The 26,049-nt window shown below is 50.9% G+C and carries 18 protein-coding genes; 11 read left to right on the forward strand and 7 right to left on the reverse strand.

All coding sequences use genetic code 11. The features are described from left to right. Window positions 1-317: 317 nt before the first annotated feature. The 4 genes from dxs to AS151_RS23135 form a co-directional block, all read right to left on the reverse strand. Window positions 318-2,225, reverse strand: a complete 1,908-nt coding sequence (gene dxs / locus AS151_RS16945) for a 1-deoxy-D-xylulose-5-phosphate synthase (protein WP_071518249.1) — start codon at window positions 2,223-2,225, stop codon at window positions 318-320. Between the two features lie 266 nt (window positions 2,226-2,491). Continuing rightward, on the reverse strand, window positions 2,492-2,785 hold the full coding sequence (locus AS151_RS16950) for a hypothetical protein (protein WP_071518250.1): 294 nt from the start codon (window positions 2,783-2,785) through the stop codon (window positions 2,492-2,494). A gap of 82 nt (window positions 2,786-2,867) precedes the next feature. Then, on the reverse strand, window positions 2,868-3,566 hold the full coding sequence (locus AS151_RS16955) for a phosphoribosyltransferase family protein (RefSeq protein ID WP_071518251.1): 699 nt from the start codon (window positions 3,564-3,566) through the stop codon (window positions 2,868-2,870). Window positions 3,567-3,917: 351 nt separating this feature from the next. After that, complete coding sequence (locus tag AS151_RS23135) at window positions 3,918-4,049, reverse strand: hypothetical protein (RefSeq protein ID WP_275528002.1); 132 nt, start codon at window positions 4,047-4,049, stop codon at window positions 3,918-3,920. Between the two features lie 303 nt (window positions 4,050-4,352). On the opposite strand from AS151_RS23135, the gene AS151_RS16960 reads away from it, so the two are divergent. The 9 genes from AS151_RS16960 to AS151_RS17005 all read left to right on the forward strand — a co-directional run bounded on the left by AS151_RS16960 (window position 4,353) and on the right by AS151_RS17005 (window position 18,890). Further along, window positions 4,353-6,896 carry a mannose-1-phosphate guanyltransferase gene (locus tag AS151_RS16960; protein WP_071518252.1) on the forward strand — a complete coding sequence of 848 codons (2,544 nt, stop codon included), beginning with the start codon at window positions 4,353-4,355 and terminating at the stop codon, window positions 6,894-6,896. A 108-nt stretch (window positions 6,897-7,004) separates the two neighbouring features. Continuing rightward, window positions 7,005-7,469: a single-stranded DNA-binding protein gene (locus tag AS151_RS16965; RefSeq protein ID WP_071518253.1), complete on the forward strand. Its 465-nt coding sequence runs from the start codon at window positions 7,005-7,007 to the stop codon at window positions 7,467-7,469. An 82-nt stretch (window positions 7,470-7,551) separates the two neighbouring features. Beyond that, window positions 7,552-8,595, forward strand: a complete 1,044-nt coding sequence (locus tag AS151_RS16970) for a M48 family metalloprotease (RefSeq protein ID WP_071518254.1) — start codon at window positions 7,552-7,554, stop codon at window positions 8,593-8,595. 597 nt (window positions 8,596-9,192) lie between these two features. Further along, complete coding sequence (locus tag AS151_RS16980) at window positions 9,193-10,431, forward strand: response regulator (RefSeq protein WP_084639677.1); 1,239 nt, start codon at window positions 9,193-9,195, stop codon at window positions 10,429-10,431. Between the two features lie 100 nt (window positions 10,432-10,531). Beyond that, window positions 10,532-10,891, forward strand: a complete 360-nt coding sequence (locus AS151_RS16985) for a response regulator (RefSeq protein ID WP_071518256.1) — start codon at window positions 10,532-10,534, stop codon at window positions 10,889-10,891. A gap of 5 nt (window positions 10,892-10,896) precedes the next feature. Further along, window positions 10,897-11,427, forward strand: a complete 531-nt coding sequence (locus AS151_RS16990; protein WP_071518257.1) for a chemotaxis protein CheW — start codon at window positions 10,897-10,899, stop codon at window positions 11,425-11,427. Between the two features lie 200 nt (window positions 11,428-11,627). Continuing rightward, window positions 11,628-13,283, forward strand: a complete 1,656-nt coding sequence (locus tag AS151_RS16995; protein WP_071518258.1) for a GAF domain-containing protein — start codon at window positions 11,628-11,630, stop codon at window positions 13,281-13,283. Continuing rightward, window positions 13,256-15,259 (forward strand): methyl-accepting chemotaxis protein, encoded by a 2,004-nt coding sequence (locus AS151_RS17000; protein ID WP_139240722.1) that lies wholly within the window; start codon window positions 13,256-13,258, stop codon window positions 15,257-15,259. Before AS151_RS16995 ends, AS151_RS17000 begins: the two co-directional genes overlap by 28 nt. Window positions 15,260-15,452: 193 nt before the next feature. Beyond that, window positions 15,453-18,890, forward strand: coding sequence for a hybrid sensor histidine kinase/response regulator (locus AS151_RS17005; RefSeq protein WP_071518260.1), 3,438 nt, complete (start codon window positions 15,453-15,455; stop codon window positions 18,888-18,890). Between the two features lie 229 nt (window positions 18,891-19,119). Here the strand turns inward: AS151_RS17005 and AS151_RS17010 are convergent, their stop codons facing one another. Next, window positions 19,120-19,458: a hypothetical protein gene (locus AS151_RS17010; RefSeq protein WP_071518261.1), complete on the reverse strand. Its 339-nt coding sequence runs from the start codon at window positions 19,456-19,458 to the stop codon at window positions 19,120-19,122. A gap of 195 nt (window positions 19,459-19,653) precedes the next feature. On the opposite strand from AS151_RS17010, the gene AS151_RS17015 reads away from it, so the two are divergent. Continuing rightward, window positions 19,654-21,534 carry a WD40 repeat domain-containing protein gene (locus tag AS151_RS17015; RefSeq protein WP_071518262.1) on the forward strand — a complete coding sequence of 627 codons (1,881 nt, stop codon included), beginning with the start codon at window positions 19,654-19,656 and terminating at the stop codon, window positions 21,532-21,534. A gap of 206 nt (window positions 21,535-21,740) precedes the next feature. On the opposite strand, the gene AS151_RS17020 is transcribed toward AS151_RS17015, so the two are convergent. Both AS151_RS17020 and AS151_RS17025 read right to left on the reverse strand, forming a co-directional pair. Continuing rightward, window positions 21,741-22,421: an HAD hydrolase-like protein gene (locus AS151_RS17020; RefSeq protein ID WP_071518263.1), complete on the reverse strand. Its 681-nt coding sequence runs from the start codon at window positions 22,419-22,421 to the stop codon at window positions 21,741-21,743. A gap of 190 nt (window positions 22,422-22,611) precedes the next feature. Continuing rightward, window positions 22,612-25,281 carry a DEAD/DEAH box helicase gene (locus AS151_RS17025; RefSeq protein ID WP_071518265.1) on the reverse strand — a complete coding sequence of 890 codons (2,670 nt, stop codon included), beginning with the start codon at window positions 25,279-25,281 and terminating at the stop codon, window positions 22,612-22,614. Window positions 25,282-25,422: 141 nt separating this feature from the next. On the opposite strand from AS151_RS17025, the gene AS151_RS17030 reads away from it, so the two are divergent. Beyond that, window positions 25,423-26,022 carry a Uma2 family endonuclease gene (locus tag AS151_RS17030; protein WP_084639681.1) on the forward strand — a complete coding sequence of 200 codons (600 nt, stop codon included), beginning with the start codon at window positions 25,423-25,425 and terminating at the stop codon, window positions 26,020-26,022. Window positions 26,023-26,049 lie beyond the last annotated feature (27 nt).

Below are 26,049 nucleotides of genomic sequence, written 5' to 3' on the forward strand. Positions count from 1 at the left end.
CCAATGTGATTTCGGCTTTTTGCGTCCGCCGCACTGGTTTTTGTCAATCACCTGGACCTGTTTAACGACGAACGACAGGGCTTCAAGCTGGAAAGCACCCAAAGGTGTCATGACCGAAATAACGGAGTCTGCTACGAGACTAAGGCTGGACTAACCGAACGCAATCGACACGAATGTCATTTTTTGTCCAGTGATTGGGTTAGTCAAAATTATTGTAGCACCAAAAATTCCTACACCAGCATACAATTGCAGGGGGAACTCTTGATGCTACCAAAGGAGCAACCAGCTAGCTAGCTACCAAAGAGCCAACCAACTCGTTACTTAGAAACCACAGAGGGTTGAGCAGCATATTTAGCACGAATTTTCTCCGCCATTTGAGCGGGCATTAAGCCTACATCAGCCTTGGCTTCATCCGGTTTGGCGTGGTCAACCAATTGGTCGGGAACGCCCAGACGCAATAGGGGAACCAAAACATCAGCATCCATCAAAGCTTCGGCAACGGCAGAACCAAAGCCACCCATGAGGCAACCTTCTTCCATGGTGACCACCCGACCAATTTGCTCCGCTTTCGGCAGAATCAACTCTTTATCCAACGGTTTCACGAACCGGGCATTGATTACTGTCGCTTCCATACCGTGTTCGCTAAGGATTTCCGCCGTTTGTACCGCCGGATGGACCATAGAACCATAAGCCACAATGAGCAAATCTTCCCCGTGGCGGAGAATTTCTCCTTTGCCGATGGGAACCGGTTCCCAACCTTCTTCCATCAGCGGTACGCCATACCCGTTGCCCCGGGGATAGCGCATGGCAATGGGACCGTCGGTATATTCAATGCCAGTGACCACCATGCGTTGTAGTTCGGCTTCGTCTTTGGGGGCCATGGCAGTCATGTTGGGCAGGCAGCGCAGGTAAGCAATATCGTACAGCCCTTGGTGGGTGGGACCGTCAGCACCGACAATGCCAGCGCGGTCGAGACAGAAGAACACTGGCAAGTTTTGGATGCAAACGTCGTGGATAATTTGGTCGTAGGCGCGCTGCAGGAAGGTAGAATAAATGGCAGCTACCGGACGCATGCCCTCGCAAGCCAGACCAGCGGCTAGGGTGACCGCGTGTTGTTCGGCAATACCGACGTCAACGTACTGGTTGGGCAGTTTGGCATGCAATTTGTCCAACCCAGTTCCCGTCGCCATGGCAGCGGTAATACCTACAATTTTGGGTTGGTTTTCTGCCAGTTTGACCAGGGTGTGAGCGAATACTTTCGAGTATTTGGGGGGTTTGGGTTTGCTGGCGGGTAAGGCTTTGCCGGTGGCGAGGTTGAAGGGGGTTTGGGCGTGGTAGCCTACTTGGTCTTTTTCGGCGATTTCGTAGCCCTTGCCTTTGGTGGTGGCGACGTGGAGCAACACAGGACCGGAAATTTCGTGGGCTTGGTTGAAGGTGGTAATGAGTTCTTCGATATTGTGACCGTCCACCGGTCCCATGTAAGTGAAGCCCAATTCTTCAAAGACCGCTCCTACTTTGGGAACGGCCAGACGTTTCATGCCTTCTTTAAATCGTTGCAGTTCCGGACTCAAGGATTCGCCGAAGAAGGGTAGGTGTTTGAACTGTTCTTCTAGGTTGTCCGTGAGGAACTGCATTGGCGGACTCAGGCGCATTTTGTTGAGATAGCGGGGGATGGCACCAACGTTGGGGGAGATGGACATCTCGTTGTCGTTAAGAATGACCAGGAGGTTGGTGTCGGGTAGGTGACCGGCGTGGTTAATGGCTTCCAGCGCCATGCCACCGGTGAGGGCACCGTCGCCGATGATGGCAGCGACTTTGAAATCTTCTCCTTTGCGATCGCGCCCGATCGCCATGCCCAAAGCTGCAGAAATGCTGGTGGAGGCGTGGCCGGCACCAAAGTGGTCGAAACGGCTTTCGCAACGTTTGAGATACCCAGCAATGCCATCTTTTTGGCGCAGGGTGTGGAAGCGATTGTACCGTCCGGTGAGCATCTTGTGGGGATAGGCTTGGTGCCCTACGTCCCAGACGACTTTATCCCGATCGAGATCGAGGGTTTGATATAAAGCCAATGTCAGTTCCACAACACCCAAACCGGGACCCAAGTGACCGCCACTGGTGGCAACGGTTTGTAAATGTTTTTCTCGTATTTGCCGCGCAATTTGTTCCAGTTGATGTACGGAACAACCATGCAACTGGTTAGGATGAACGATTTCGCTTAAATGCATATGTCAACGATCCCTTCCGGATTTACGCCTATGCTGGCCATCGCTATGAAGGCGATGCTAGCACTCGTTTGATAGCCCATATTTAATAGTTTTACTAAAATTAAACAACAACGGTAGGGAATTGCCAAATTTTTCTGAAATTTTCTGAAGCGATGCTCGTTTGGCGGGGATTTTCCCGATCGCTTCGTGGCTCGGGCGATCGCCATTTTACTGGCAGCCAGACAGCTCAGTTGGAGAAGATAGCCGCTGCTTCTAACCGGCTAAAACTACACAAAATGATACAAAGTAAAAAATAGGAGCGAAACAGACAAAAGGAGCACGAAGGTAGCCTGCCACCGACGTTGGTGGGTGGAAGGAAAAAAGATTTCTCGTACCCAAATAGAAGTGGCTGAGCCCAGAGCATAACTGGAACCCAGCCACAAATAAGGCCATTTTTCCTGAAAAGTCCATACCCCAAATAAAACCACTGCTAAAAAGAGCATCACCACCTCAACCGAGCGTGGCGGGGATTCTTGCAAAGCCAGCCAAAAAGTCTGACACCAAAATTGCCAAAGTCGCATGAGTGGAATCAAAAGCCTACTTGCCATTTTGCTGGGGATTGTAGCACGCACCTAGGGGAAGTTCCAACCCACTGGCGCTCGTCTAGTGGGATACGGAAGGTTGGTAGGAATTGGGTTGGTGGTTGTATTTTTGGTTGTGTTCTTGCAAGTAGCGACAAGCGGTTTCCATATCGACTTGGGGGAAATTTTGGTAGAAGCGACTCACGCTGAGAAACGGTTCTGGGGTGTCCAAAACCACCATGCGATCGCAAGCTTTTTGCAGTACATCTACCACCTCCGGCGGTGCCACCGGCGCGCAAATCCAGATTTGGGCGGGATTTTGGAAACGTAAAGCTTGGGCGGCAGCCATCATAGTCATCCCCGTAGCCATCCCATCATCCACCAACAAAGCTATGCGACCGGTGGGGGTCAACGGCGGACAGTAGGCACCCAGTTGCTGAGATTGTTGAAGGGCTTTTTGATACGCCGTCTGCCAGGCATGTTCCGTATCTACCTGGCGAGACAGCTGGCGCGACCAGAGGGTATGACCGTCAGCAGTAACCGCCCCAATAGCCAGTTCTTCATTATCAGGCAGGGTAATTTTTTTGGTGACCATCACCCCTAGAGAACAATTCAATTTTGCCGCCACGGGGACTGCCACGGGCAATCCTCCCCGGGGCAAAGCATAGACAATCGAAGGCGGCAGTTGGGGCGATCGCTGTTTTTCCATGTGAAAAGCCACCGCCTTTGCCAACAACAGACCGGCTTCTGCGCGATCGGTAAAAGACAGGGAAGCAGACATAAATTTCAACCTCCCAAAAAACGAACTTGATTTGCTTCCATCATGGCGAAAAACTTGCCCTTGTGCGGCCGTTTCCATACAAAACGAAACATTGCCCAAAAAACACGCAAACTCGCGTTACGGCCAAATGGAGGTTTCCCGCCAACCCCCTTCCCAACCACAGATCCACCCATACATACAATGGTCTTCTCAAAAGAGGAAAAAACCTTCAAACTGCAGCGCGATCGCATTCTCCACAGTACAATTGTGGGATAGGACAACCAGAACTTGCACCCGATCGCAGCAAAATTTCTAGGAATTTTTATCCCAACGATATATCAAAAAACCACCATAAATTCCGGTAGCAACTAGCTAGAAAAAACGCAGCATCACCATACCACCGTCTTCTTGCATCCCTACCCACCAACCCAAATAAAACTTTACTAACATACCACCGGCTTGTTTCCACAACTCATACCAACCCACCCGCCCTAGCCGTAGCAACCAGCCTCCCACGAACCCAACTTGCCCTCAAAATACATCCCTTGGAAATCTACTCATTTCAGCGCTGCCAGCAACCTTGTACAATAAGACGTATGGTTTGTGCAACCTACCTTTGACGAACTAACAGGTAAAAACCTCAATCCCCACCCAGCGATCGCAACTACCCACCCTACTACCTTTCCCCGATCTCCATCCCATGTCCCAAACCAGTCAAGGGAAGCCTAACATACCTGCCAACAACAGTCGCTATACTGAACCCACCCCACCATCCGTTCAAGATTCATCAACAAGGAAGGAGGAACTATGCGAGCAGTACTAATGGCTGGCGGATCTGGTACGCGCCTGCGACCATTAACCTGCGATTTGCCCAAACCAATGGTACCGGTACTCAACCGTCCCATTGCCGAGCATATCGTCAACTTGCTCAAACGCCACAACATCACCGAAATCGTCGCCACCCTGCACTACCTCCCCGATGTCATGCGAGATTACTTCCAAGACGGCAGCGAATTCGGGGTGCAAATGACCTATGCCATTGAAGAAGAACAACCCCTAGGCACAGCCGGTTGCGTCAAAAACATCGAAGAACTTCTCGACGAAACCTTTCTAGTCATCAGCGGCGATAGCATCACCGACTTCGACCTCAGCGATGCCATTCGCTACCACAAAGAAAAAGGGTCCAAAGCCACCTTGGTCCTCACCCGCGTTCCCAACCCCGTAGAATTTGGACTGGTCATCACCGACAACGAAGGACGCATTTGCCGCTTCCTAGAAAAACCCTCCACCGGCGAAGTCTTTTCCGACACCGTCAACACCGGCACCTACATCCTGGAACCGGAAGTCCTGCAATACATGCCCGCCAACCAGGAATTTGACTTCTCCAAAGAGCTATTTCCCCTGCTATTGGAAAAAGGCGAACCCCTGTACGGCTACATCGCCGACGGTTACTGGTGCGACGTGGGACACTTAGACGCCTACCGGGAATCCCAATACGACGCCCTCAAAAACAAAGTCGAAATAGAAATCGCCTACCAAGAGCGACAATCAGGCGTTTGGGTGGGACCCAACACCTCCATCGCCGACGATGCCCAAATTGAAGCCCCAGTCATCATCGGGGAAAACAGCCGCATTGGGGCCGGCGTACACGTGCGTTCGGGAACCGTCATTGGCGATAACGTCACCATAGGCAGCTATGCCGATCTCAACCGCCCCATTATCTGGAACGGCAGCATCATCGGCGAAGAAGCCCATCTAGAAGCGTGCATCATTGCTCGCGGTGCCAGAGTTGACCGCCGCGCCCACCTGTTAGAAGGTGCCGTAGTCGGTTCCCTCTCCAGCGTTGGCGAAGAAGCCCTCATCAACACCGGCGTGCGCGTTTGGCCCAGCAAAAAGATCGAATCCGGCGCTACCCTCAACATCAACCTCATTTGGGGCAGCACCGCCCAGCGTAACTTATTCGGACAGCGAGGCGTCAGCGGTTTGGCGAACATCGATGTTACCCCCGAATTTGCCGTGAAGCTGGGAGCAGCCTACGGTTCTACCCTCAAACCCAACTCCCAAGTAGCCGTTTCCCGGGATCAGCGCAGCATTTCCCGCATGGTCTCCCGTTCCTTTATTTCGGGGTTGATGTCGGTGGGCATTCACGTGCAAAATATGGAAGCCACCGCTATTCCCGCTGCCCGCGCTGTTTTGCCAACGCTGCCGGTGGTAGGCGGCATTCACGTACGCTTGCACCCCGACCGTCCCGATTGCATTCTTATTGAACTCTTCGATGAAAAAGGAATCAATATTTCCAAAGCCAAGGAGAAAAAAATCGAAGGGGCTTATTTCAAAGAAGATATTCGCCGGGTGCCCATTCCCGAAATTGGCAACGTTGCCTATCCTACCCAAGTCATTGACAGCTATAGCGTCGGCTTTGAAAAGAACCTAAAAATTGAAGCCGTGCGTGCTAGCCACTCCAAAGTAGTGATTGATTATAACTATTCCGTATCGGGTGCGATTTTGCCGCAGCTGCTGGCGAAGTTGGGTTGCGATGCGGTGGTCCTCAACGCCAGTTTGAAACAAATTGGCACCACAGCCAACGAACGGGAAGACTTGCTGCAGCAGTTGGGGCGCGTGGTGGAAGCGCTGAAAGCCAACTTTGGCGTGCAAATTTCTGCCAATGGCGAGCAGCTGATTCTCACCGACGAGGCGGGAGTACCTATCCGCGACGAAATGCTCACGGCGTTGATGGTGACTTTGGTGCTGACCAACCATCCCCGCAGTACGGTGGTGGTGCCGGTCCATGTCTCCAGTGCGGTAGAAAAAATTGCCCGCCGCCACGATGCCAATGTGATTCGCACGAAGTTCAATCCCACAGCGTTGATGGAAGCTTGTCAGGAAACTTCCAATGTGGTACTTGGGGGCAGCGCGGAAATGGGCTTTATTTTTCCGCAGTTGCACCCAGGATTTGATGCTATGTTCTGCGTGGCGAAATTGATTGAAATGCTGACTTTGCAAGAGCGGACCCTGGGTCAGGTACGCGCGGAACTGCCACCGGTTTACCACAAGAGCTATACGATGCGCTGTCCTTGGACAGTGAAGGGGGCGCTGATGCGGTATTTGGTGGAAACTTATCCGCCGGAAATTACGGAGTTGATCGATGGGGTGAAAATCTTTGATGCCCAGCAACGGGATAATTGGGTGCTGATTTTACCCGACGCGGGAGAACCGCTGGTACATATTTTTGCCAATGGCGACGATCGCGATTGGGTGGATGAAACTCTGTGGAAGCATCGTACCAATATCCAAGAGTTTATCGATCGCGAACAAGGGGTAGCGGCTTCTAAGGAAGAGGATCTTGCCTAGTGGGATGCCTCTACTCTAGGAGATGGGAATGCGAATTCTCAAGCGTTTCTTCGTGGTTCCCATCTTCTGATTGCTACTTGCTACAGCGAAGAAAGAAAGGATGGATTTATGAATAATTGTATTTTGATGGCGGAAATTGTCCAAGACCCGCAACTACGCTATACTCAAGACAAACAAATTCCCATTGCGGAAATGCTGGTGCAGTTTCCCGGGGGGAAGAGCAACGATCCCCCCTCGACCCTGAAAGTGGTGGGATGGAGTAATTTAGCCCAAACCATTCAAGAATCCTGCCATACAGGCGATCGCGTGGTGATTGAGGGCAACTTGCACATGAGCCTGGTGGAACGTCCGGAAGGCTTTAAAGAAAAGCGGGCAGAACTGCGTGCCATACGCATTCATCATTTGGACGGTCAACCAGAAGCTGCCAGTACCCGCCAAGCCGCGACGACAGCACCACCAGCACCCGAACCTGCCCCCACGCAGCAACCGCCAGCAGCAACCACTCCCCCACCGGCATCTCCCACTACCCCCAACTCGCCTGCGGAAGAAGGTGGGGATGAAATTCCTTTTTAAAGCCCTAAAAGTTACCCCACCAGCAATTTTGGGGTGAGTCGCCTCTTGTTCCCCAGCTATCTATTCTAGGAACCATTCAACCATGCCTACCTATCCTGAAATTTCCAGCGAAGCGTTCCGACATCCCCTCGACTGGGAGGCTGAAGTGGCCTTACGCAGCTTGCCTGGTTTTGAGTCTCTAGCGCGCAAGTTTGTGGAGTTTGTTTACGAACGTCCCCAAGCCATCTATCAAATGGGGAATCACATTCTTGTGGGTCCGCGTCAGTACGCAACGCTATACCAAATTTTCCGCCAGTGCCTGCGCGATTTGGATATTTATCCCGAGCCCAGTTTGTTCGTTAGCCAGCACCCCCTGCTCAATGCCTATTCTTTGGGGCAGGAACATGCCACGATTACGGTGAATTCCAGCATTTTGGATGCCATGAGCCATGAGGAAATTCGCTGCGTGCTGGCTCACGAGCTGGGTCATATTAAATGCGGCCATACGATTTTAATTCAAATGGCTTTGTGGGCAATTTCCAGCGCTACGTTTTTGGGGGAAATGACTTTTGGTTTGGGCAATGTGGTAGGCAGTGGTTTGATTTATTCGTTTTATGAATGGCGTCGCAAGGCAGAATTATCGGCAGACCGCGCGGCGTTGCTGGTGACTGACGATTTGAATTCGGTAATGAAAACCATGATGAAGATGGCTGGCGGCAGCAGCAGTTTTGCCCACGAAGCTAGTTTGGAGGAGTTTGTACGCCAATCCCAACAGTATCAGGAGTTGGACCGGGAAGAGCTCAATCAGGTGTACAAGTTTTTGTTGTACAACAATCCCCAAGGGGTGGCTTTTAGCCATCCGTTTACGGTGGAACGCATTAGCTATTTGCAGGAGTGGGCGAATTCGGAGGAATACCAGCAAATCAAACAGGGGAACTATACCCGCTGCAATGCCCAAGGGGCGGTGGATGTAACTCCGGAGGCAGCGGAAAAAAGCGATCGCGTTAAGCGCGAGGAAATGCGATCGCTCAAACGCCAAATTGAAGAACTGAAAGCAGAAATCGAACGGGTCAAATCCAACCGCCAGCCCCCATCCAACGGCAACGGCGAAGGGTCTGAAAGCGACAACTCCGATAATGAAATTTAACACAAATATATAAATATTTTTATTCTGCTGGCAAATTGTTGGATTTTTGTAACAATGAAATGACGGGCAACATTCCTGTTAAATATAATACATACATGTATGGGGAAATAAAAAAGGATACGGGATTCAATGCTCGTTTCGGGGATATTTGGCACCAACATCTGAGGTTTGCGCCCAAAATTTCCCAAATCCCACAGAAGTGCCCTGTAAAAACTTGTAAAGAAGCTCTGGTTTTGGTTATTCTAGATCGAAAGTACGTTAGCCAGAGGAAACCAAGAGCTGTGTGGGCATAACTTGCTTTTGTGGTCTTTGCCGGCACAGGCGGGCAAATTCTTTATAGTTTTATAAGTTTTTCTAGGGGGCATCCAGGTGGAAAAATTGGCTACATGGCCTCACAATCGATCTGTAGCATCTTTCTGGTTCGTTTTGCTCCATTGTTTATGGTTTTCGTTGTTCGCGCAAACGTAGACAGTATCGGGAACCGGCTTTCTATAATTGAAAGACATTTGTATCTGCCGCCCTTCGCGAGCCCCTCATCTTTGACGATCGGGATAGGTTCCTTGTTGAAGTAGGTAAATTCACTTTAAACTAGTTATTATGACTGCAACCCAGTTCGCTTCCCAAAAAACTCAATCTCAGCGATCGCCATCTCAAATGGTTGTTTCCTTAGAAGAGCGCTTGCAACAATGTAGCCAAAAAGAATTTACCGGAAAACTAGAAGTATCTTCAAGCCAAGAAAAATGGAGTTTTTTCTTCTATGCCGGTAGGTTGGTTTGGGCAACCGGAGGGAAAAATGCCTATAGACGCTTCCGGCGATTGTGGCGGCAGATTTGTCCCCATATTTCCCTGTCTGGGGTGAAACTGCGTGAGGAGAAACCTATCGGTAGCAAAGATTACCATATCTTGGTTGTTTTATCCAAACGCGGGTATCTAACGCGCCAGCAAGGCACCAGTTTGGTGGTAGCCACCCTAAAAGAAGTAGTTTTTGACATCCTACAGCAGGAATACATACAAGCCCTCACTTACGAGGAAGACCCCCAGGGCGGCATCGAGCAATCCTTCACCCTCATGGTAGCGTTGGTCAGACCCAAGCAACTGGTACCGGAAATGACCAAAAAGTGGCAAGCCTGGAAGGATGCCGGGTTGGCAGCTTATTCTCCCAATCAAATTCCATCACTTGAAGCGCCGGAGAACCTCAAAAAAGCCACATCAGCCAAAGCCTATAAAACCATCGAAAAACTGGTAGACGGTCAGAAAACCCTGCGAGAAATTGGCAGCGTCATGAACCAGGAAGTGCTGCGGCTGACCCAATGCCTGCTGCCTTACATCAAGCAAGGTTGGATTGCCCTTCAAGAAGGAGCGCCGGATGAAGAAATGCCAGCTTTTTCCCAAACAAACACCTCCAGAGGTCAACCATCTCCCCCCCAAAAATCCCACCCCAATCAAAACCAACCCTTAATTGCTTGCATCGATGATAGCCCGCAAGTTTGCCAGCAAATGCAAAAGATTTTAGAAGCCGCCGGGTATCGCTTTGTTTCCGTGCAAGATTCCGTGCAAGCCATTACCATGCTGCTGGAGAACAAGCCAGATTTTGTCTTTTTAGACTTGATGATGCCTGTTGCCAACGGCTACGAAATTTGCTCGCAAATCCGCCGGATTGAAGTGTTTAAAGATTTGCCCGTGACGATTTTGACCGGCAACGATGGCATTGTCGATCGCATGCGTGCCAAGATGGTAGGGGCAACGGATTTTATGAGCAAACCAGTGGACCAACAGAAGGTACTAGACTTGCTCGCTACCTACCTCAACGCCAAAGCGCCAGCCAAATCTGAGTAAAGCAAGTGGGGAGAAAATGTAATTGGGAATTCCCCTGCTGCCACCAACCTATTAAACTAGAAGGAAAAGCAAGTATATTTGTATTTTTTCGGGGAATTCTATGAAGAGGGCTCTATTGGTAGAAGATAGCCAAACAGATACCGCCATGCTGAGTGGCTATCTCAAACAGGCTGGCTTGCAAGTGACCAGCGTCTCCAGCGGTGAAGAAGGGCAGCAGCAACTGCACATGGAGAAACCAGACTTAATCGTGCTAGATGTGATTCTGCCCGGTCAAAGTGGCTTTGAATTTTGTCGGGAAGTCAAAAGCAATCCAGAAACCAAGAGAATTCCGGTGATTATCTGTTCCACCAAAGGAACGGATGTTGACAAGATGTATGGCGATATGCTAGGGGCTGATGCTTATTTTGCCAAACCCCTAGACCAGGAAGCCTTTATGCAAACCGTTCGCAGGCTGCTGTAAGGGATATGGAATCGCCAGAACCCATCGCCAACTTAAACAGTTTGGATTTGCTGTTTGAAAGCGCCCCACCTCCACCGGGGGAGAAATTTTTGCGTTTCTCTCTAGCAGGGGAAGATACGGTTTTGATACCGGTGGCGGATATTGCTGGGGTGTCTGAGGTGAGTGCGAGCGATATTTTACCTGTTCCCGATTTGCCACCGTTTGTCTTGGGGGTGTGTAGTTGGCGGGGGGAAATGCTGTGGGTGGTTGACCTGGCTGATTGGTTGGGGCGATCGCCGTTACAATGGGAAGATGCGGTGCAAACATCGGCGCTGGCTATTTTTATAGAATCGCAATCCCAACAACTTGGGTTGGTGGTGCGCGACGTATACGACATTGAATACCACGATCGCGCGCAAATTCAATCGCCACCACCGGGTTTGTTTCCCGAAGCTGCCATGCCTTACTTGCAAGGATATATGGCAGCCCAAGCCAGCATGGTGCTGAGTGCCAGCGCCTTGGTCAACTCATCTCGCTTGCAGGGGGTTGCCGAATAGCCGAATCGCTGTATTTTTTCCACCAATATTTCATTTTGCTCTGGTGTGCGTGCCATTTTTTCTTCTTACTTGGGAAAGAGGAGATTTCTGGTTTTGGGGTGCCAAAATGGTAGGTAAAGTCGTTTTTGGACCCAGCAAGCGGTCTCTTCTTTCCCTTCCTGTTTGCCTTCGACCGTAAACCAACTATTACAAAAAGTCTTATGACCGCAATTTATCCCAGATCCTCCGCCAATAGCTCTCCAGAGCCGCGACAAAACGGGGAAGCAGGCAACGGCAAGCTTTCCCCGGAAGAGGTAGCCACCTCCGTACAAAACCTGCGCGAACTGCTAGAGAAAAGCGGTTCCCTGAACAATCCTCAAATCAGCGCGCAGCTGCAGCGTTTGGAACAGTATACCCATTCCTTTCCCCAAGCTTGGCAAGCACAAACGGAAGCTGCCACCCAAAGCCAAGCTAAAAAGCAAAGGGAACAACTGCAAAAACTCAGCGCTACAATTCACGATTGCAGTAGTTTGGATCGGCTGCTGGGTATCGCCACCAGCGAGTTGCAAAAGTTGCTAGCTGCCGATCGCGTGGTGGTATATCGCTTCCAAAATGGTAAAAACGGTACGATTGTTTCGGAGGCGATGGTTTCCGGGTTTACGCCGTCGCGGGGGGCGAAAATTCCGGCGATTTGTTTTGGTGCCAATCGCAGCCAGCAATACCGCCAGCAAGGGGTTATCCACATTCACGATGTGGCGCAGTGGGGATTTACGCCCTACGCCCAACAAATTTTAGAAAAATATCAAATTCGCTCGCTGGTGGCCGTTCCCATTTTGGTGGAAGAGCAAGTTTGGGGACTTTTGGTGGTGCAGCAGTGCCGCCAACCCCAAGCCAGACACGAAGCGGAAATTAACTTGCTGGTACAGGTGTCCAGGGAAATGACCTTGGCGCTGCAACGGGCCAAGTTTCGCCGGCAGCTGCAACAGCAATCGGAACAGGACAATATTGTTAGCAAGCTGATTGAAAAAATTCAGCAAGCACCGGATACGGATACCATTTTTCGGACCACTTGTCAAGAGCTGCGCCAGGTTTTAAAAGCCGATCGCGCTATTGTGTATCGCTTCAACGCAGATTTTACCGGGGAAGTGGTAGCTGAATCCGTTGCCAGTGGCTGGGTTTCCCTGTTGCAGGTGCAGGGAGACGACGAAGTGTTGCAAAGCGATCGCACCGCCAGCGATGATCGCTGTGTCTTGCGCAAATGGGCCAGCAGCACCATGAACATCAACGATACCTACATGCAGGATACTCAAGGCGGCGGCTTTACCAGAGGCAAGCAATATACTTGCATCAACGACGTATACGAACAGGATTTTGCCCCCTGCTATATCGAATCCTTGGAAAAATACCAAGCTCGCGCCTATATCATGGTACCGATTTTCCAAGGAAACCATCTGTGGGGATTGCTATCGGTCTATCAAAATTCCGGTCCGCGCAACTGGCAAGAGCGAGAATTGAACTTAATGCTGCGTTTGGCCCCGCCGTTGGGAGTGGCCTTGCAGCAGGCCGAAGCCACCGAACGGCTGTCTTCCGTTGCCGAACAGGAAAAAATTATCAGCCGGCTGATTGAAAAGATCCAACAGGCACCTAATACCGACAGCATTTTTCGGACCACTTGTCAAGAAGTGCGGCAAGTTTTAAACGCCGATCGCGCCTTGGTATACCAATTCAACCCCGACTATACTGGGCAAGTGGTAGCCGAATCCGTTGCCAGTGGCTGGGTTTCCCTGTTGCAGGTGCAGGGAGACGACGAAGTGTTGCAAAGCGATCGCACCGCCAGCGATGCTGTGTCTTGCGCAAATGGTCCACCGGCGCGATGACCATCAACGACACCTACATGCAGGATACCCAAGGGGGTGGCTATACCCGCGGCAAGCAATATACCTGTGTCAGCGATATTTACGAAGAAGACTTTCCCGCCTGCTACATCGAATCCTTAGAAAAATACCAAGCCCGCGCCTACATTATTGTCCCTATTTTCCAGGGCAGCCAATTATGGGGATTGTTGGGGGTTTACAATAACGCCGGTCCCCGGAGCTGGCAAGATCGAGAAGTCAACCTGGTGCTGCGTTTGTCGGCCCCATTGGGAGTTGCTTTGCAACAGGCAGAAGCCATGGAACAGGTGCAAGCGCAAGCCGACGAACTCTCCAAAGCTGCCCAACGCGATCGCGCCGTTGCCAAAACCATCGACCGCATTCGCAAATCCCTAGATATCAACAGCATTTTCCGCACCACCACCCAGGAAGTACGGCGGCTGCTGCAAGCCGACCGCGTTGGCGTCTATCAGTTCAACGAAGACTGGAGTGGCGAATTTGTTGCCGAATCCGTAGGCAGCGGTTGGGTTTCCCTAGTCAACGAACAAAGCAGCGACCCGCAACTCACCGAAGGGTCTCTAGACGAAGAAGCCTGCGTGGTCAAAGATTTCGACACGGGTAGCGAAAATCGGGTGCAAGACACCTACTTAAAAGAAACCCGTGGCGGTGCTTACAGTCGCGGTAGCAACTACCTGCAAGTCAACGACATCTACGAAGCCAACTTTGCCCCCTGCTACATCAACCTGCTGGAACGTTTCCAAGCGCGCGCCTACGTCACCGTACCCATTTTCCAAGGCAGCAAGCTTTGGGGATTGCTGGCAACCTACCAAAACTCCGGACCCCGCCAGTGGCAAAAATCGGAAGTAAACGTGGTGATCCAAATTGCCAACCAGCTAGGCGTAGCATTGCAGCAGGCAGAATACCTAGCCAAACTGGAACAACAATCCCAACAACTATCGGAAACCCTGGAACGGGAAAAATCCGCCAAGGAACAACTACAACAGCGCGCCGTACAGTTACTGAGTGCAGTCAAACCCTCCTTCCAAGGGGATTTAACCGTACGGGTACCGGTCACCGAAGACGAACTGGGAACCATCGCCGATGCCTACAACAACACCATCCAAAGCTTGCGGAAAATCGTCATGCAGGTGCAGGATGCTTCTGCCAAGGTGAGCGAAACCTCCCGCAACAGCGAAGCCGGAATTTCCGGGTTATCCAAACAGGCGCAATCCCAGCTTGATGCCCTCAACCAGGCCATTCAAGAGCTCGAAACCGCCGTTGGTGCCACCGAAGCCGTTTCGGATAACGCCCAAAAAGTGGAAAAAGCGGTACAGAAAGCCCAAAGCACCGTGCGTCAGGGAGACGATGCCATGAACCGCACCGTGGATGGCATCATGGAAATCCGCAAAACCGTTTCCGAAACCACGCAGAAAATCAAGCGTTTGGGCGAATCTTCCCAGAAAATTACCAAGGTGGTGAACCTAATTAGCAACTTTGCCACCCAAACCAACTTGCTGGCACTCAACGCCGCCATTGAGGCGACCCGCGCTGGCGAATACGGTCGGGGATTTGCCGTGGTTGCCGACGAAGTGCGATCGCTGGCAAGACAATCGGCAGCCGCCACTACCGAAATCGAAAATCTGGTGCAAGAAATCCAGCAGGAGACCAGCGAAGTCGCTTCGGCGATGGATACCGGCATTCAACAGGTGGTTTCCGGCACCGAGTTGGTCAACGAAACCCGGGAAAACCTCAACGACATCATCGCCGCTACCGACGAAATCAGCCAATTGGTGGAAGGCATTTCCCACTCCACCCAAGAGCAAAGTTCCCAATCGCAATCGGTGACCAAAACCATGGAAGAAGTGGCAGAAATTGCCCGCAGTACCTCCGCCGAAAGCGATCGCATTGCCGCCTTTTTCCAAGAATTGGTGGCTACAGCCGAGGAACTGCAAGCTAGTGTTGGCAAGTTTAAGGTGAAGTAGCAGCGTTTGGCTGTGAGTAGATAGTATAGAAGCGTACCGAGCGTGGAAGTGTGGGAGATAAGGAGATTGGGAGATTGGGCGATTATGGAAATACAATTTATCTTTGTCTCCCATGCCCCGATGCTCGGTACACTCGGTATGCTCCCAACCCCCATGCTCCCTCCGAAAGTTCGCGATTGGCTAGCAAAAGACCATGAATACCGATCCAGAAATATATGCCGAAGGGTTGAGCAATTTTGTCAACGAAGCACAAGACTTGCTCCAACATATCGAGCAGGATTTGTGGCAGCTGCACGAAGAAAAAAGCAATGCCACCGTACACAGTTTGATGCGATCGACCCATACCTTAAAAGGAGCTTCGGCGAGTGTAGATTTAGAAAATGTTCGGGAAATCGCCCATGCTTTAGAAGATATCTTTAAATCCCTATACAATCCCGATATAAAAATCGACGCGGAACTAGAAAAATATTTATTTCAAGCCTACGAAACCCTGCAATCGCTGGTCACCGAAGAGTTGGTCAAACACCAGCAAAATGACGATGCCGAAGATGACGAAACGGTATCGCCGACCATGCAGCAGGCACGGGCCATTATTGAAAAAATTAAAAACTATTTGGGCGATGCGTACAATCCCGATGCCGAGATTCCCTCTTCTGAAGAATTAGGATTTGACATGGTGCAATCAATTTTTGAAATTGGCGTCAAGCAACGCCTAGAAAGCTTGCAGGCGGCTTTGAAATCATCCGATTCGGAAGAGGTCGCCAATACTTTGCGTTCCATTGCCGAAGTTTTTGTGGGGTTGTCGGAGTCTTTAAAACTGCCGGGATTTGGCGACATCGCCAAAACAGTTTTAACGGCAGTAGAGTTCAATCCCGATTTGGCAGTAAAAATTGCTGAGGTGGCCTTAGAAGACTTCTGGGAAGCGGTACAAGCAGTTTTAAACGGCGATCGCACTCGGGGAGGCGAACCTTCGGAAAAACTCAAAAATTTAGCCCATACGCCCTCTTCCTCAACGTCTGCTTCCCAGACATCTCAGGCATCCAGCCAACCTCCCTCCCAGCTACCTGAATCGGTCAACCATTTCAGCGAGGGGGAAGAAACACCATCGGTTCGCGAACCGACCCCACCGACGGAAACAGAAACAGCAGAAGAAACCTTTTCTGGGGTCGAACTGGACGATGTATTTGGTAGTTTTGACCCAGGTGCGATCGATACTGCCTCCGATTTCGATGGAGACCAACAAGAGCAAGGCGATACCGGCGACACGGAAAGCAGCGATGTTGGCAGTGGTGGTGTAAATGCTGATTTTGGCAGTTTGGAAATTGAGGAAATGGTAGAAATCCCCTCACCACCGCCACCATCGGAAGAACCGCAAGCAGAAGCAGAAGATACGACAGAAGAAACCGATGTTGCCCCACAGCTCACCCAGCCAACCAGCCTCGAACTAGAACAAGATAGCGCTCCCCTATCTCAGTGGGAAGAAATTTCTCCGAGGGCGCAAGCGCCAACTGCTGGTGCGGCTGCCAAGGAAGAAAAGGGAACCCAGCAGCATCGGGAAACCACCACGGTCAAAGTCAATTTAGAACAGTTGGAGCGTTTGAACTTCCAAGCTGGGGAACTACTCATCGAGCACAACAAGCAATATTCGGGAACGGAAGATTTACAAACCTCGGTGAAAAAGCTGCAAGAACAACTTTCCCAACATCAAAAAATCCTTTCTTCCCTGCAATCTCTGGCTTGGAGTATGAATGCCAAGCAAAACCACGATCGCGCTTCTGTGAGCGCTTCGCAGCGGTCTCGTTCCGGGAAAACCATGCCGAGTGTGGGTAGCAACCAGATAAGCTGGGATGCCCTGGAAATGGATAATTATTCCCAAATGCAAACACTGCTGCAGTCGGCTTACGAAGAAATGGTGCAGATGCGGGAAGTTGCCGATAGCATCGATCTGTACAGCAAGCAGTCGTCGTCGGCACTGCAAAAACAGCAACGGTTGTTGACCAAGGTACGCGACGATTTGACTCTGGCGCGGATGCAGCCAATTGGGGAGGTTTTGGAACGGTTCCCCAGAACGGTACAGCAACTTTGTATTACCCACGAAAAGGATGTGGCGCTGCAAATTCGCGGCGAAGATGTATTGGTGGATAAAGCGATCGCGCAAAAATTATACGATCCGCTGCTACATTTGGTAAGAAATGCTTTTTCCCACGGCATCGAACCGGCAGACCAGCGCCAGGGGAAGGGCAAATCAACCCAGGGAACCATTGAAATTCGCGCCTACACCCAAGGCAACCGCACCACCATTGAAATTCGCGACGATGGGAAGGGAATTGACTACGAGGCTATCCGCCAACGAGCGATCGCGCAAGGGGTGGTTTCCAGCAACCGAGCTTCCCAACTGCGCCGCCACCAACTGCTGGAATTTATCTTTGAAACTGGTTTTTCTACTGCGGCAAACGTAGATAATGTTTCCGGTCGCGGTGTGGGGTTGGATGTGGTTCGTTCCCAACTCAATGCCATTGGTGCCAGCATCAACGTCAGTTCCCAGCCGGATAAGGGAACCTGTTTTCGCTTGCAGTTGCCCCTAACCCTCAGCATTGCCAAACTGCTGGTATGTGCTTCCCAAGGGGTTCACTACGCCATTCCCTCAGAAACCATCGAACAAATTCTGTTTCCCGACAGCAAGGAAATTACGTTTGTCGGTCAACAACGAGTGCTTTCCCTCAACCGGGAAGGAACGGAACATTCGGTTCCCATCCATCGTTTGGAAGATTTAATTCGCCACACCTCTTCCATTCCTACCCAACATAGTACGCCCACCAATGGTAATGGCGCTGCCCGCAAATCTAATTTAGATGCGGCTTTAAGTACCACCAGCGAGGGCGATCGAGGTTCTTTGATATTGCTGCTCGATACCGGTTCTGGGTTGGTAGGGTTGGAAGTGGAATCGGTCTTGGGCGAACAAGAACTGGTGATCCGCCCGCTGAGTAAAGTTGTACGCGCCCCGGAATACGTCTACGGTTGCAGCATTTTGGCGAACAGCCGTTTGGCTTTGGCGATCGACGTTCTGAATTTAATTCAAAACCACCTGACCCAAGGAAATCCGCTGCTAGCAGCTTTGCCGACTTCCCAGGCGGGTTCTGGCAGGGGGGCAACAGCCCCAATTACCTACCAGTCGAAGGAGGCAAACTACCATATCGCCAACGGTACTGGCTACGGCAAGGCTGAAGTACTACCCCAGTCAAACCAACGCCGCGTTCGTTCGGTGATGGTGGTGGATGATTCGGTGACCCTGCGTCAGAATGTGGTGACTACGTTACAAAAGGCTGGCTACCGGGCGTTGACGGCGCGCGACGGTCAAGAAGCGTTGGAAAAATTGCGCTCGGGGGAAGCCGTTGATGTGATTCTTTGCGATATTGAAATGCCACGGATGAACGGTTTTGAGTTCCTCACCCAATACCGCCAAGATACCACCATTTCTGATATTCCCACAATTATGCTCACTTCCCGTCAGGGAGACAAACACCGTCATCTTGCCACTGGTTTGGGTGCTGTGGGATACATTACCAAACCTTATTTGGAACGGGATTTACTAGCTGCGATCGAAGAACAATTGCCAAAATCTCTAACTTAAGTATAGAAAGTGCTCTCTCTACAAAGAATATCTCAATCGAGCGATCGCGGCGACAAAAGTCTCTAATTTTTGCGCGTCCAATTGATTGTCTAAACGAATACCGGAATAAACATCAACCCCAAACGGAGGTACGTAGACGACCCCATTTCTGAAAAACAATGATTCTCTAGAATGTTTCGATTTCCCTGGTAGGGGCGCTCACGCGTTGCCCCCTACAAAAATACCCCGATTATTGCTTGCATATTTTTAAGGAAATGGTATAAGAAAGCGCTGCCTTCAGTGGGTCTACCAGTGGAATGGCTGAGGTTTGGCAGTACTGTTGCTGTCGGATCGTGGCTGTGGCTTTGGTGGCACTGGTGAGCAATACCGATTCCACTCCAGGAAGTACCCAACCAGCAATTTGACGAATTTGAAATTTGGTCATAGAAGCTGGTCCGCTGGGCATTTGGGAAACCAATCTTACCGCCGCTGCCCCTAAACCAACGGCAAGTTCCATTTCTGCCAAATTTTGGATACAACAAATTTTTATCCGTACTTCTAGCACATAATTGGCACCCTTTTTTCCCATGTTGAAAGTTTAGCATTGCCCAAAAAAAGCTGAAAGGCGAAAGTTTTAATAAAAATAACAATCTCCTCGCATTTTCATGAAAAAATGCTCTAATAAAAACAGGAGAATGGGCTTGGTATGGTCTGGGAAAAATTGTCCTTTTCAATATTTCTGAGTTTAACAAAATAGAAATCAGCAGCCTGGGAGGTAGCGGCTATGACGGCAACATCCACCAATAAAGATAAAGATAATGTCTTTTCAGACGCTCAATTTCATACCAGCTTTACCCACGGTGTGGGCGCTTTGATGAAAACTTTATGGGGGCATGCGGACAATGTCACGGCAGTAGCCGTTGCCGGCAACGGTCGGTATGTTGTGTCGGCGGCGGACGATCGCACGATAAAAATTTGGGATATTGAAACCGGCGACAATTTGCGTACGTTGGAGGGTCATTCCGATTGGATCCGGGGCATTGCGATCGCACCAGATAGCCGTAAAATTATCTCCGCTAGCGACGATCGCACCTTAAAAATCTGGGATTGGGAAACAGGAGAGGTTTTGCATGCCCTAACAACGCACACCGCTTGGGTACGGGCAGTTGCCGTTACCCCCGATGGCAAGCAGGTGATTTCCGGTTCTTCCGACAATACAATCAAAATTTGGGATATCGAAACGGGGGTGGAACTAGGTACCTTGGAAGGTCACGTAGGGGTCGTGCGATCGCTGGCGGTTTCTAGCGACGGTCGGCGATTGGTGTCGGCTTCCTTCGACGATACCCTGAAGGTTTGGGATTTGCCCGCCCAGCGGCTGCTGTTTACCCTACGGGGTCACCAGGATACGGTGCGGGATGTGGTCCTCACCAGCGACGGCAAACGGGCATTTTCCGCTTCTCAAGATACCACCATCAAAGCTTGGAATCTGGAGACCCGGCAGGAGCTGTATACCCTACATGGGCACACTCACACCGTGCGATCGCTGGTACTGGCACCAGGGGAAGAACAGCTATTTTCCGCCAGCGACGATGGCACGATTGGTGCTTGGCACCTCGCCAGCAAGCAGCAACTGTACTCTCTGAGTGCCCACCAACCATCTCCCCCGGTCAATCCACCCAATACCGTACGGTCAATCGCCCTCAGCCCAGATGGCACGAAACTCGTCTCCAGCGGTAGCGATCGCGCAGTTCGCATTTGGAATTTAGCCCCCGCCGCCAAATTGCGGGTCTGTTGCGCTCATAGCGATAAGGTTTTAAGTTTGGCATTTACCCCGGATGCCCGATATGTTGCCTCGGCAGCTTTCGACCAAACCGTAAAAGTTTGGAATTTAGAAACCGGGGTGGCAGATTTGGTTTTTGACCACCATACTGCTGAAGTGCAGGCAGTTGCCCTATGCAACGATATCTCCGGCTACTATGCCGTCTCCGGCGGTCGCGACAGTACTCTGCGGGTTTGGCATGCAAGCACCGGCAGCGAATTGTGGTCTGTGAAGGGAAATTCCTGGATTCGCAGCATTGCCCTCACCCCAGACAACCGCTACGCGATCGCGGGCACTCTCAACCACGTGGTCAAAGTTTGGGATTTGCAACGGCGTCGGGAACGCTATTCCCTGCTGGGTCACGAAAGTTCCGTACAGGTGGTTGCCGTTACCCCCGATGGCAGCAAAGCCATTTCCGGTTCCGTGGACCAAACGTTGAAAATTTGGGACTTGCAAACCGGGGAAAAACTGCGAACCCTTTACGGTCATGGTGCCACCGTGCGGGCGATCGCCCTCACCCCAGACAGCAAACAAGTGATTTCTGGAGCTTCCGACGGGCAACTGCGGGTTTGGGATCTAGCCACCGGCACCAAGCTTGCTGTGGTTTCCGCCCATGAAGGTCGGGTTCGCGGTTTGGCAATGTTCCCCGATGGTCAGCATCTGGTATCGGTCTCCGAAGACCGAACTTTAAAAGTTTGGGATACCACTACCTGGCGCGTGGTTTCTCACTTCACCAGCGGCAATGCCCTATGGTGTTGCGCGATCGCCCCTGACGGCAGTCAAATCGTTGCCGGAGAAGCAAACGGACAGATTTATTGGCTGCCAGGGCATAGAACCACTAGCTAATACCATTTCTGAAAAAATAATGATTTTCTGGAATTTTCCAATTGCCCTGGTAGGGGCGCTCACACGTTGCACCCCTACCAAAAAAATACTCCCGATTATTTATTGCAAACTTTCAAGGAAATGGTAGAAAACGTACCGAGCATGGGAAATGGTATAGAGACAATGCATGAATTCTGCCTTTTCCATGCCCCCACGCGCCCCAAGGTTTATTTCTCCATCTCTCCATCCACTTCTTGATTCCCCACCGGCTGTCCGATAATGGGCAAAACCTCCTTAGGAGAATCAATAATATAAGTTGGATGGTACGTTTCTAGTTCGGCGCGCTTGCTAAATCCCCAGGTACCAGCAGCAATTTGCACTTGGGAAGCACCCACGGCTTTGATATTGGTAATATCAGAAGTAACGTATAAAAGGGATTCGCCAGGCAGAGAAGCATTTTTAAGCAAGGCAGAGAGCACTTTTGGTTTGCCCCAGATGGGAACCCGGGAGTAGAGAAAATCCAGGCACTCGCCAAACTCTTGTTGGTTGATAAAATGCAAAACATTGCTAGCCGGCGCGGATGTGAGAACGCCCAAAGACAACTCCGTACCAGCAAGCTCTCGCACAACATAGCCTATATCTGGATTGGAAATCAGTTTTTCCGTTTTTTTGGTAAGGTCTTGTTTGATTTTGTGGATGATTTGTGGAATTTGATGGGGATATAAATGAGTTGTTTGGAGAAAAGAAGGTTCTGGAAAAGGTACTCGATCGAGGTAAGGAAACGTGCGATCGCTGCCAGTTGTATCTTGGAACTGCAGCTGCAATTGTTCCAAGACCTGCTGTGTAGAGCGTACCGTATCGACAATCGTACCGTTAAAATCGAAAACGACAATTTGAATATCGGGCATAGGAGGGGGAGAAGGCATTTCCGAGAGCGAGCATCATCGCCAAAATGGAACTTTTGGTCTTTGGCAGACTGAGCAAAAAGCATCCCTATCCGCCCATCCAATTTTGATATCGAGATGGCGAACGCTAGAATTATACCAAAATTTTCCAGAATTAATTTGCCAAAATTGGTAACCGAGAAACTACGGATTTTTAAGAAACCGACTCGCTCACCGGGAAGCGATCGAGCAGTTGTATGGCGCGGCGGGCATTTTCCACCAAAATCGGCGAAATATTGGGAACGTGGGGAATTTGAGAGAGAAAATCCAACGTTCGGCGCAAAATGCGGATAATATCCCCCTCATCAAGACTGGTATTTTCATACAGTTCCTGCCATTCCACCTCCAAAGCCCACTGTTCCACCAACGCAATCAAGTGGCGGTCTTGCCATTTGTTGGGCAACACCAAAATATCCACACCGTAGGTACTTTGAATTTTAATCAACTGCTTGCGCAGCCCCCACAAACTGTTCAAAGCCTCGCTAACTTCCGAAGACAGACTGTAGTTCGACCAACTATCGGGGCGAGAAACTTCCGTAACAAACGCCGCGCAAGCCGCCGCCAGAGAGTGGGGGTCCAGACCATCCAGCTTGCCAGAACTCAACACCATCCCCAACCACAACTCATTATCGCCGCGAATGGCAGCCGCCGTTTCGCCCAAAGGCGTGGGGGTAATATCGCTGAGCGCCCCAAACATGCGTAAAATTTGAATTAAATTGAGAAATTCCTGCCAACGACGCGCCAACCTGGCTTCCAAATCCGCTTCCATGGCTTGAATTTCCCCTTCCAACTCCTGGGCGCGACGGTATTTTTTCAGGAGTTTGCCGGGTTTGCCCCACTGGCGGGCAGGGTGGTTTTCCAGTTGGTCTTGAACCTTTGCCAAACGTTCCTGCTGGGCTTTCACTTCGGGGGCAACTTCTACTTCCAACGGCGGAATTAGATACGCAATTTCACTGGCATCGCCATCCCCCTGGGCAGAAGTACCGGGTTTTTGGTTGGGAAATGGGGGAACGGTGAGGGCATCGGCTTTTTGCAATCGCGGAATTTCCGCATGTAGGTTGACCACGTCGTCTACGGTAATGATGCGCCAGCGGTTATCCCGACCCAAAATAATTAAATAGGGCGCTTGTCCGGGACCGGGGATTTTATCCATTAAAATAGCGGATATGGGTTCGGAGGTGGGAACGTTGGCACCTTTGATGCTAACCAACGTACCGCGAACGGCAAAGGAAACCGCCACGCTGAGGTCTTCGTTAGCATAGGATTGGGCTTGGGATTGTAGCGTTTTTAACAACCGGCGTTCTTCTTTAATGCGATCGCGCAATTTTTGATAGCTTTGCAGCTGTTGCAGGTCTACCCCAGCCAGTTCTTGGTTCAACGCTTCCAAATCTTCCTTAGCGGCGGCAATGGCTTCCTGTTGGGGTTGGATGTTGCCCGCTGCCAGATACTGTCCAAAACTGCGTTCCACCAAATCCTTGGCTTCCTCTAAGGTATGGTTTTGCAGCAAGTTCAACACCATGCCGTAGCTGGGGGTAAACTGGCTGACCAAAGGATCGGCTTGGGCGGTTGCCAGATAGGCAGCTTCCTTCACCCCTTCAAAACGGGTTTGTACGGTGACCACGTGACCGCGTTCGTCCATTCCGCGACGCCCCGCCCTGCCGGACATTTGCAGGAACTCCGAAGCTTTTAGCAAGCGATGTCCGCGATCGGTGCGTTTGGATAAACTAGAAATAACGGTGGTACGGGCAGGCATGTTAATCCCGGCAGCCAGGGTTTCCGTGGCAAAGATAACTTTAATCAAACCCCGCTGGAACAGTTCTTCCACCAAACCTTTCCAAGCAGGAAGAACTCCAGCATGGTGGGCGGCAATGCCCCGTTTCAGAGGTTCCAACTGTCCTTGACGGGCGGTTGCTTCCGGATTGCGGGCGAAAAAGTCGTTGACGGCTTGTTCGATTTCTTGGGCTTCTTCTGGGTTGACCAGTTTGAGTTGGCTGGCGTTGCCCACAGCGCGATCGCATTCCCGGCGGCTAAAGATAAAATAGATAGCCGGCAGCAAATCCCGTTCTTGCAAGTGGGAGAGTACGTCGATAATGGAAGGGGTTTTGGGGCGTTTGCCTTTTTGTCGTTTGTAGCGGTTGAGGTTGGGGTTGAGTTTGGTTTGCTTGCTGTTGAGGAGGGGGAAAAAGCCCTTGTCGTTGCAGAAGTAAAATTGTAGCGGAATGGGGCGAAAGTCGGATTTGACCAGTTCCGTGGGTCCGTGAACGCGATGAATCCAATCGGTGAGTTGGTCGCTGTTGGCGATGGTAGCGGAAAGGGCAACCAATTGGATTTCGTGGGGACAGTAAATAATGGATTCTTCCCAGACCGTGCCCCGGGTGGTATCGTTCATGTAGTGGCATTCGTCCAAAACCACGGCTTCCACATCTTCCAGGGAAGTACCCATTTCGCCAATGCGGGTACCGTAGAGCATGTTGCGGAAGATTTCCGTGGTCATGACCAAGACCGATGCTTCCCGGCTGACGGAGATATCCCCAGTCAGCAATCCCACGTTCTTTGCCCCAAAGCGATCGCGAAAATCCCGCAGTTTTTGGTTGGAAAGGGCTTTCAGAGGTGTGGTATAAAAGACTCGTTTGCCCCTTGCCAACGCGCGGTAAATGGCATATTCGCCAATGAGGGTTTTGCCGGACCCCGTGGGAACGCTGACCACGACCGATTTGTCGGCGTTGAGGGCAGCGATCGCCTGTTTCTGGAAATCATCTAGTTCAAAGGGAAATAGATTGTTTGGGTCTAGTTCGGGAAACTTCGAGAGGTTGCTCGCGCCCATGTATGGTTTGCTAGTTGTTTCTGGCGACGTTCGGGCAGCGCGATCGCGTTTTTCAGAAATTTTGTAGGATCGCACAGCTTTTGATTCCTATTCTATAGTATAGTTGGGCAGGGATGGCTAGTGGCAATTTTGAGGTTGGTCATGAGTTGCGATGGGTCAGAATCTCCAGAACTTTTGCCGATTTTGGAATCGGGCGATCGCTTAAGCTGCCAAGAATTCGAGCGACGCTACCACCACATGCCGCAGCTAAAGAAAGCAGAACTTGTGGAAGGAATTGTCTATCTGCCTTCTCCCCTACGCTACTATCAACACGGCAAATCCCACAGCCAAATGGTAGCCTGGCTGGAAATTTATGCCGCTGCCACCCCAGGTTTGGAAGTTGCCGACAACGCCACCATTCGCCTGGATAGCAAAAACGAACCGCAACCGGATGTTTTGTTGCGCCTCGACGAAAATTTGGGCGGCAATTCGCGTATTAGCGAGGATGATTACGTGGAAGGTGCTCCAGAATTAATTGTGGAAATTGCTGGCAGTAGCGCGTCTTACGATTTGCACGATAAAAAACAAGCCTACCATCGCAATGGCGTTCGAGAGTATTTGGTTTGGTTGGTAGCGGAAAACAAATTCCGTTGGTATGTATGGGAATCTCCGGGTTATCGGCAGCAAGTTCCCGACGATGTTGGAATTGTCACTGACCCCGCGCTAAAGCGACGGGGCTTGGGAACAGCCAGGTTCCCGTAGTAGTGGCTAGACCAAGAGCCGATAGTA

It is taken from the genome of Geitlerinema sp. PCC 9228 (assembly GCF_001870905.1).
In the GTDB taxonomy this organism is placed as follows: Bacteria; Cyanobacteriota; Cyanobacteriia; order Cyanobacteriales; family PCC-9228; genus PCC-9228.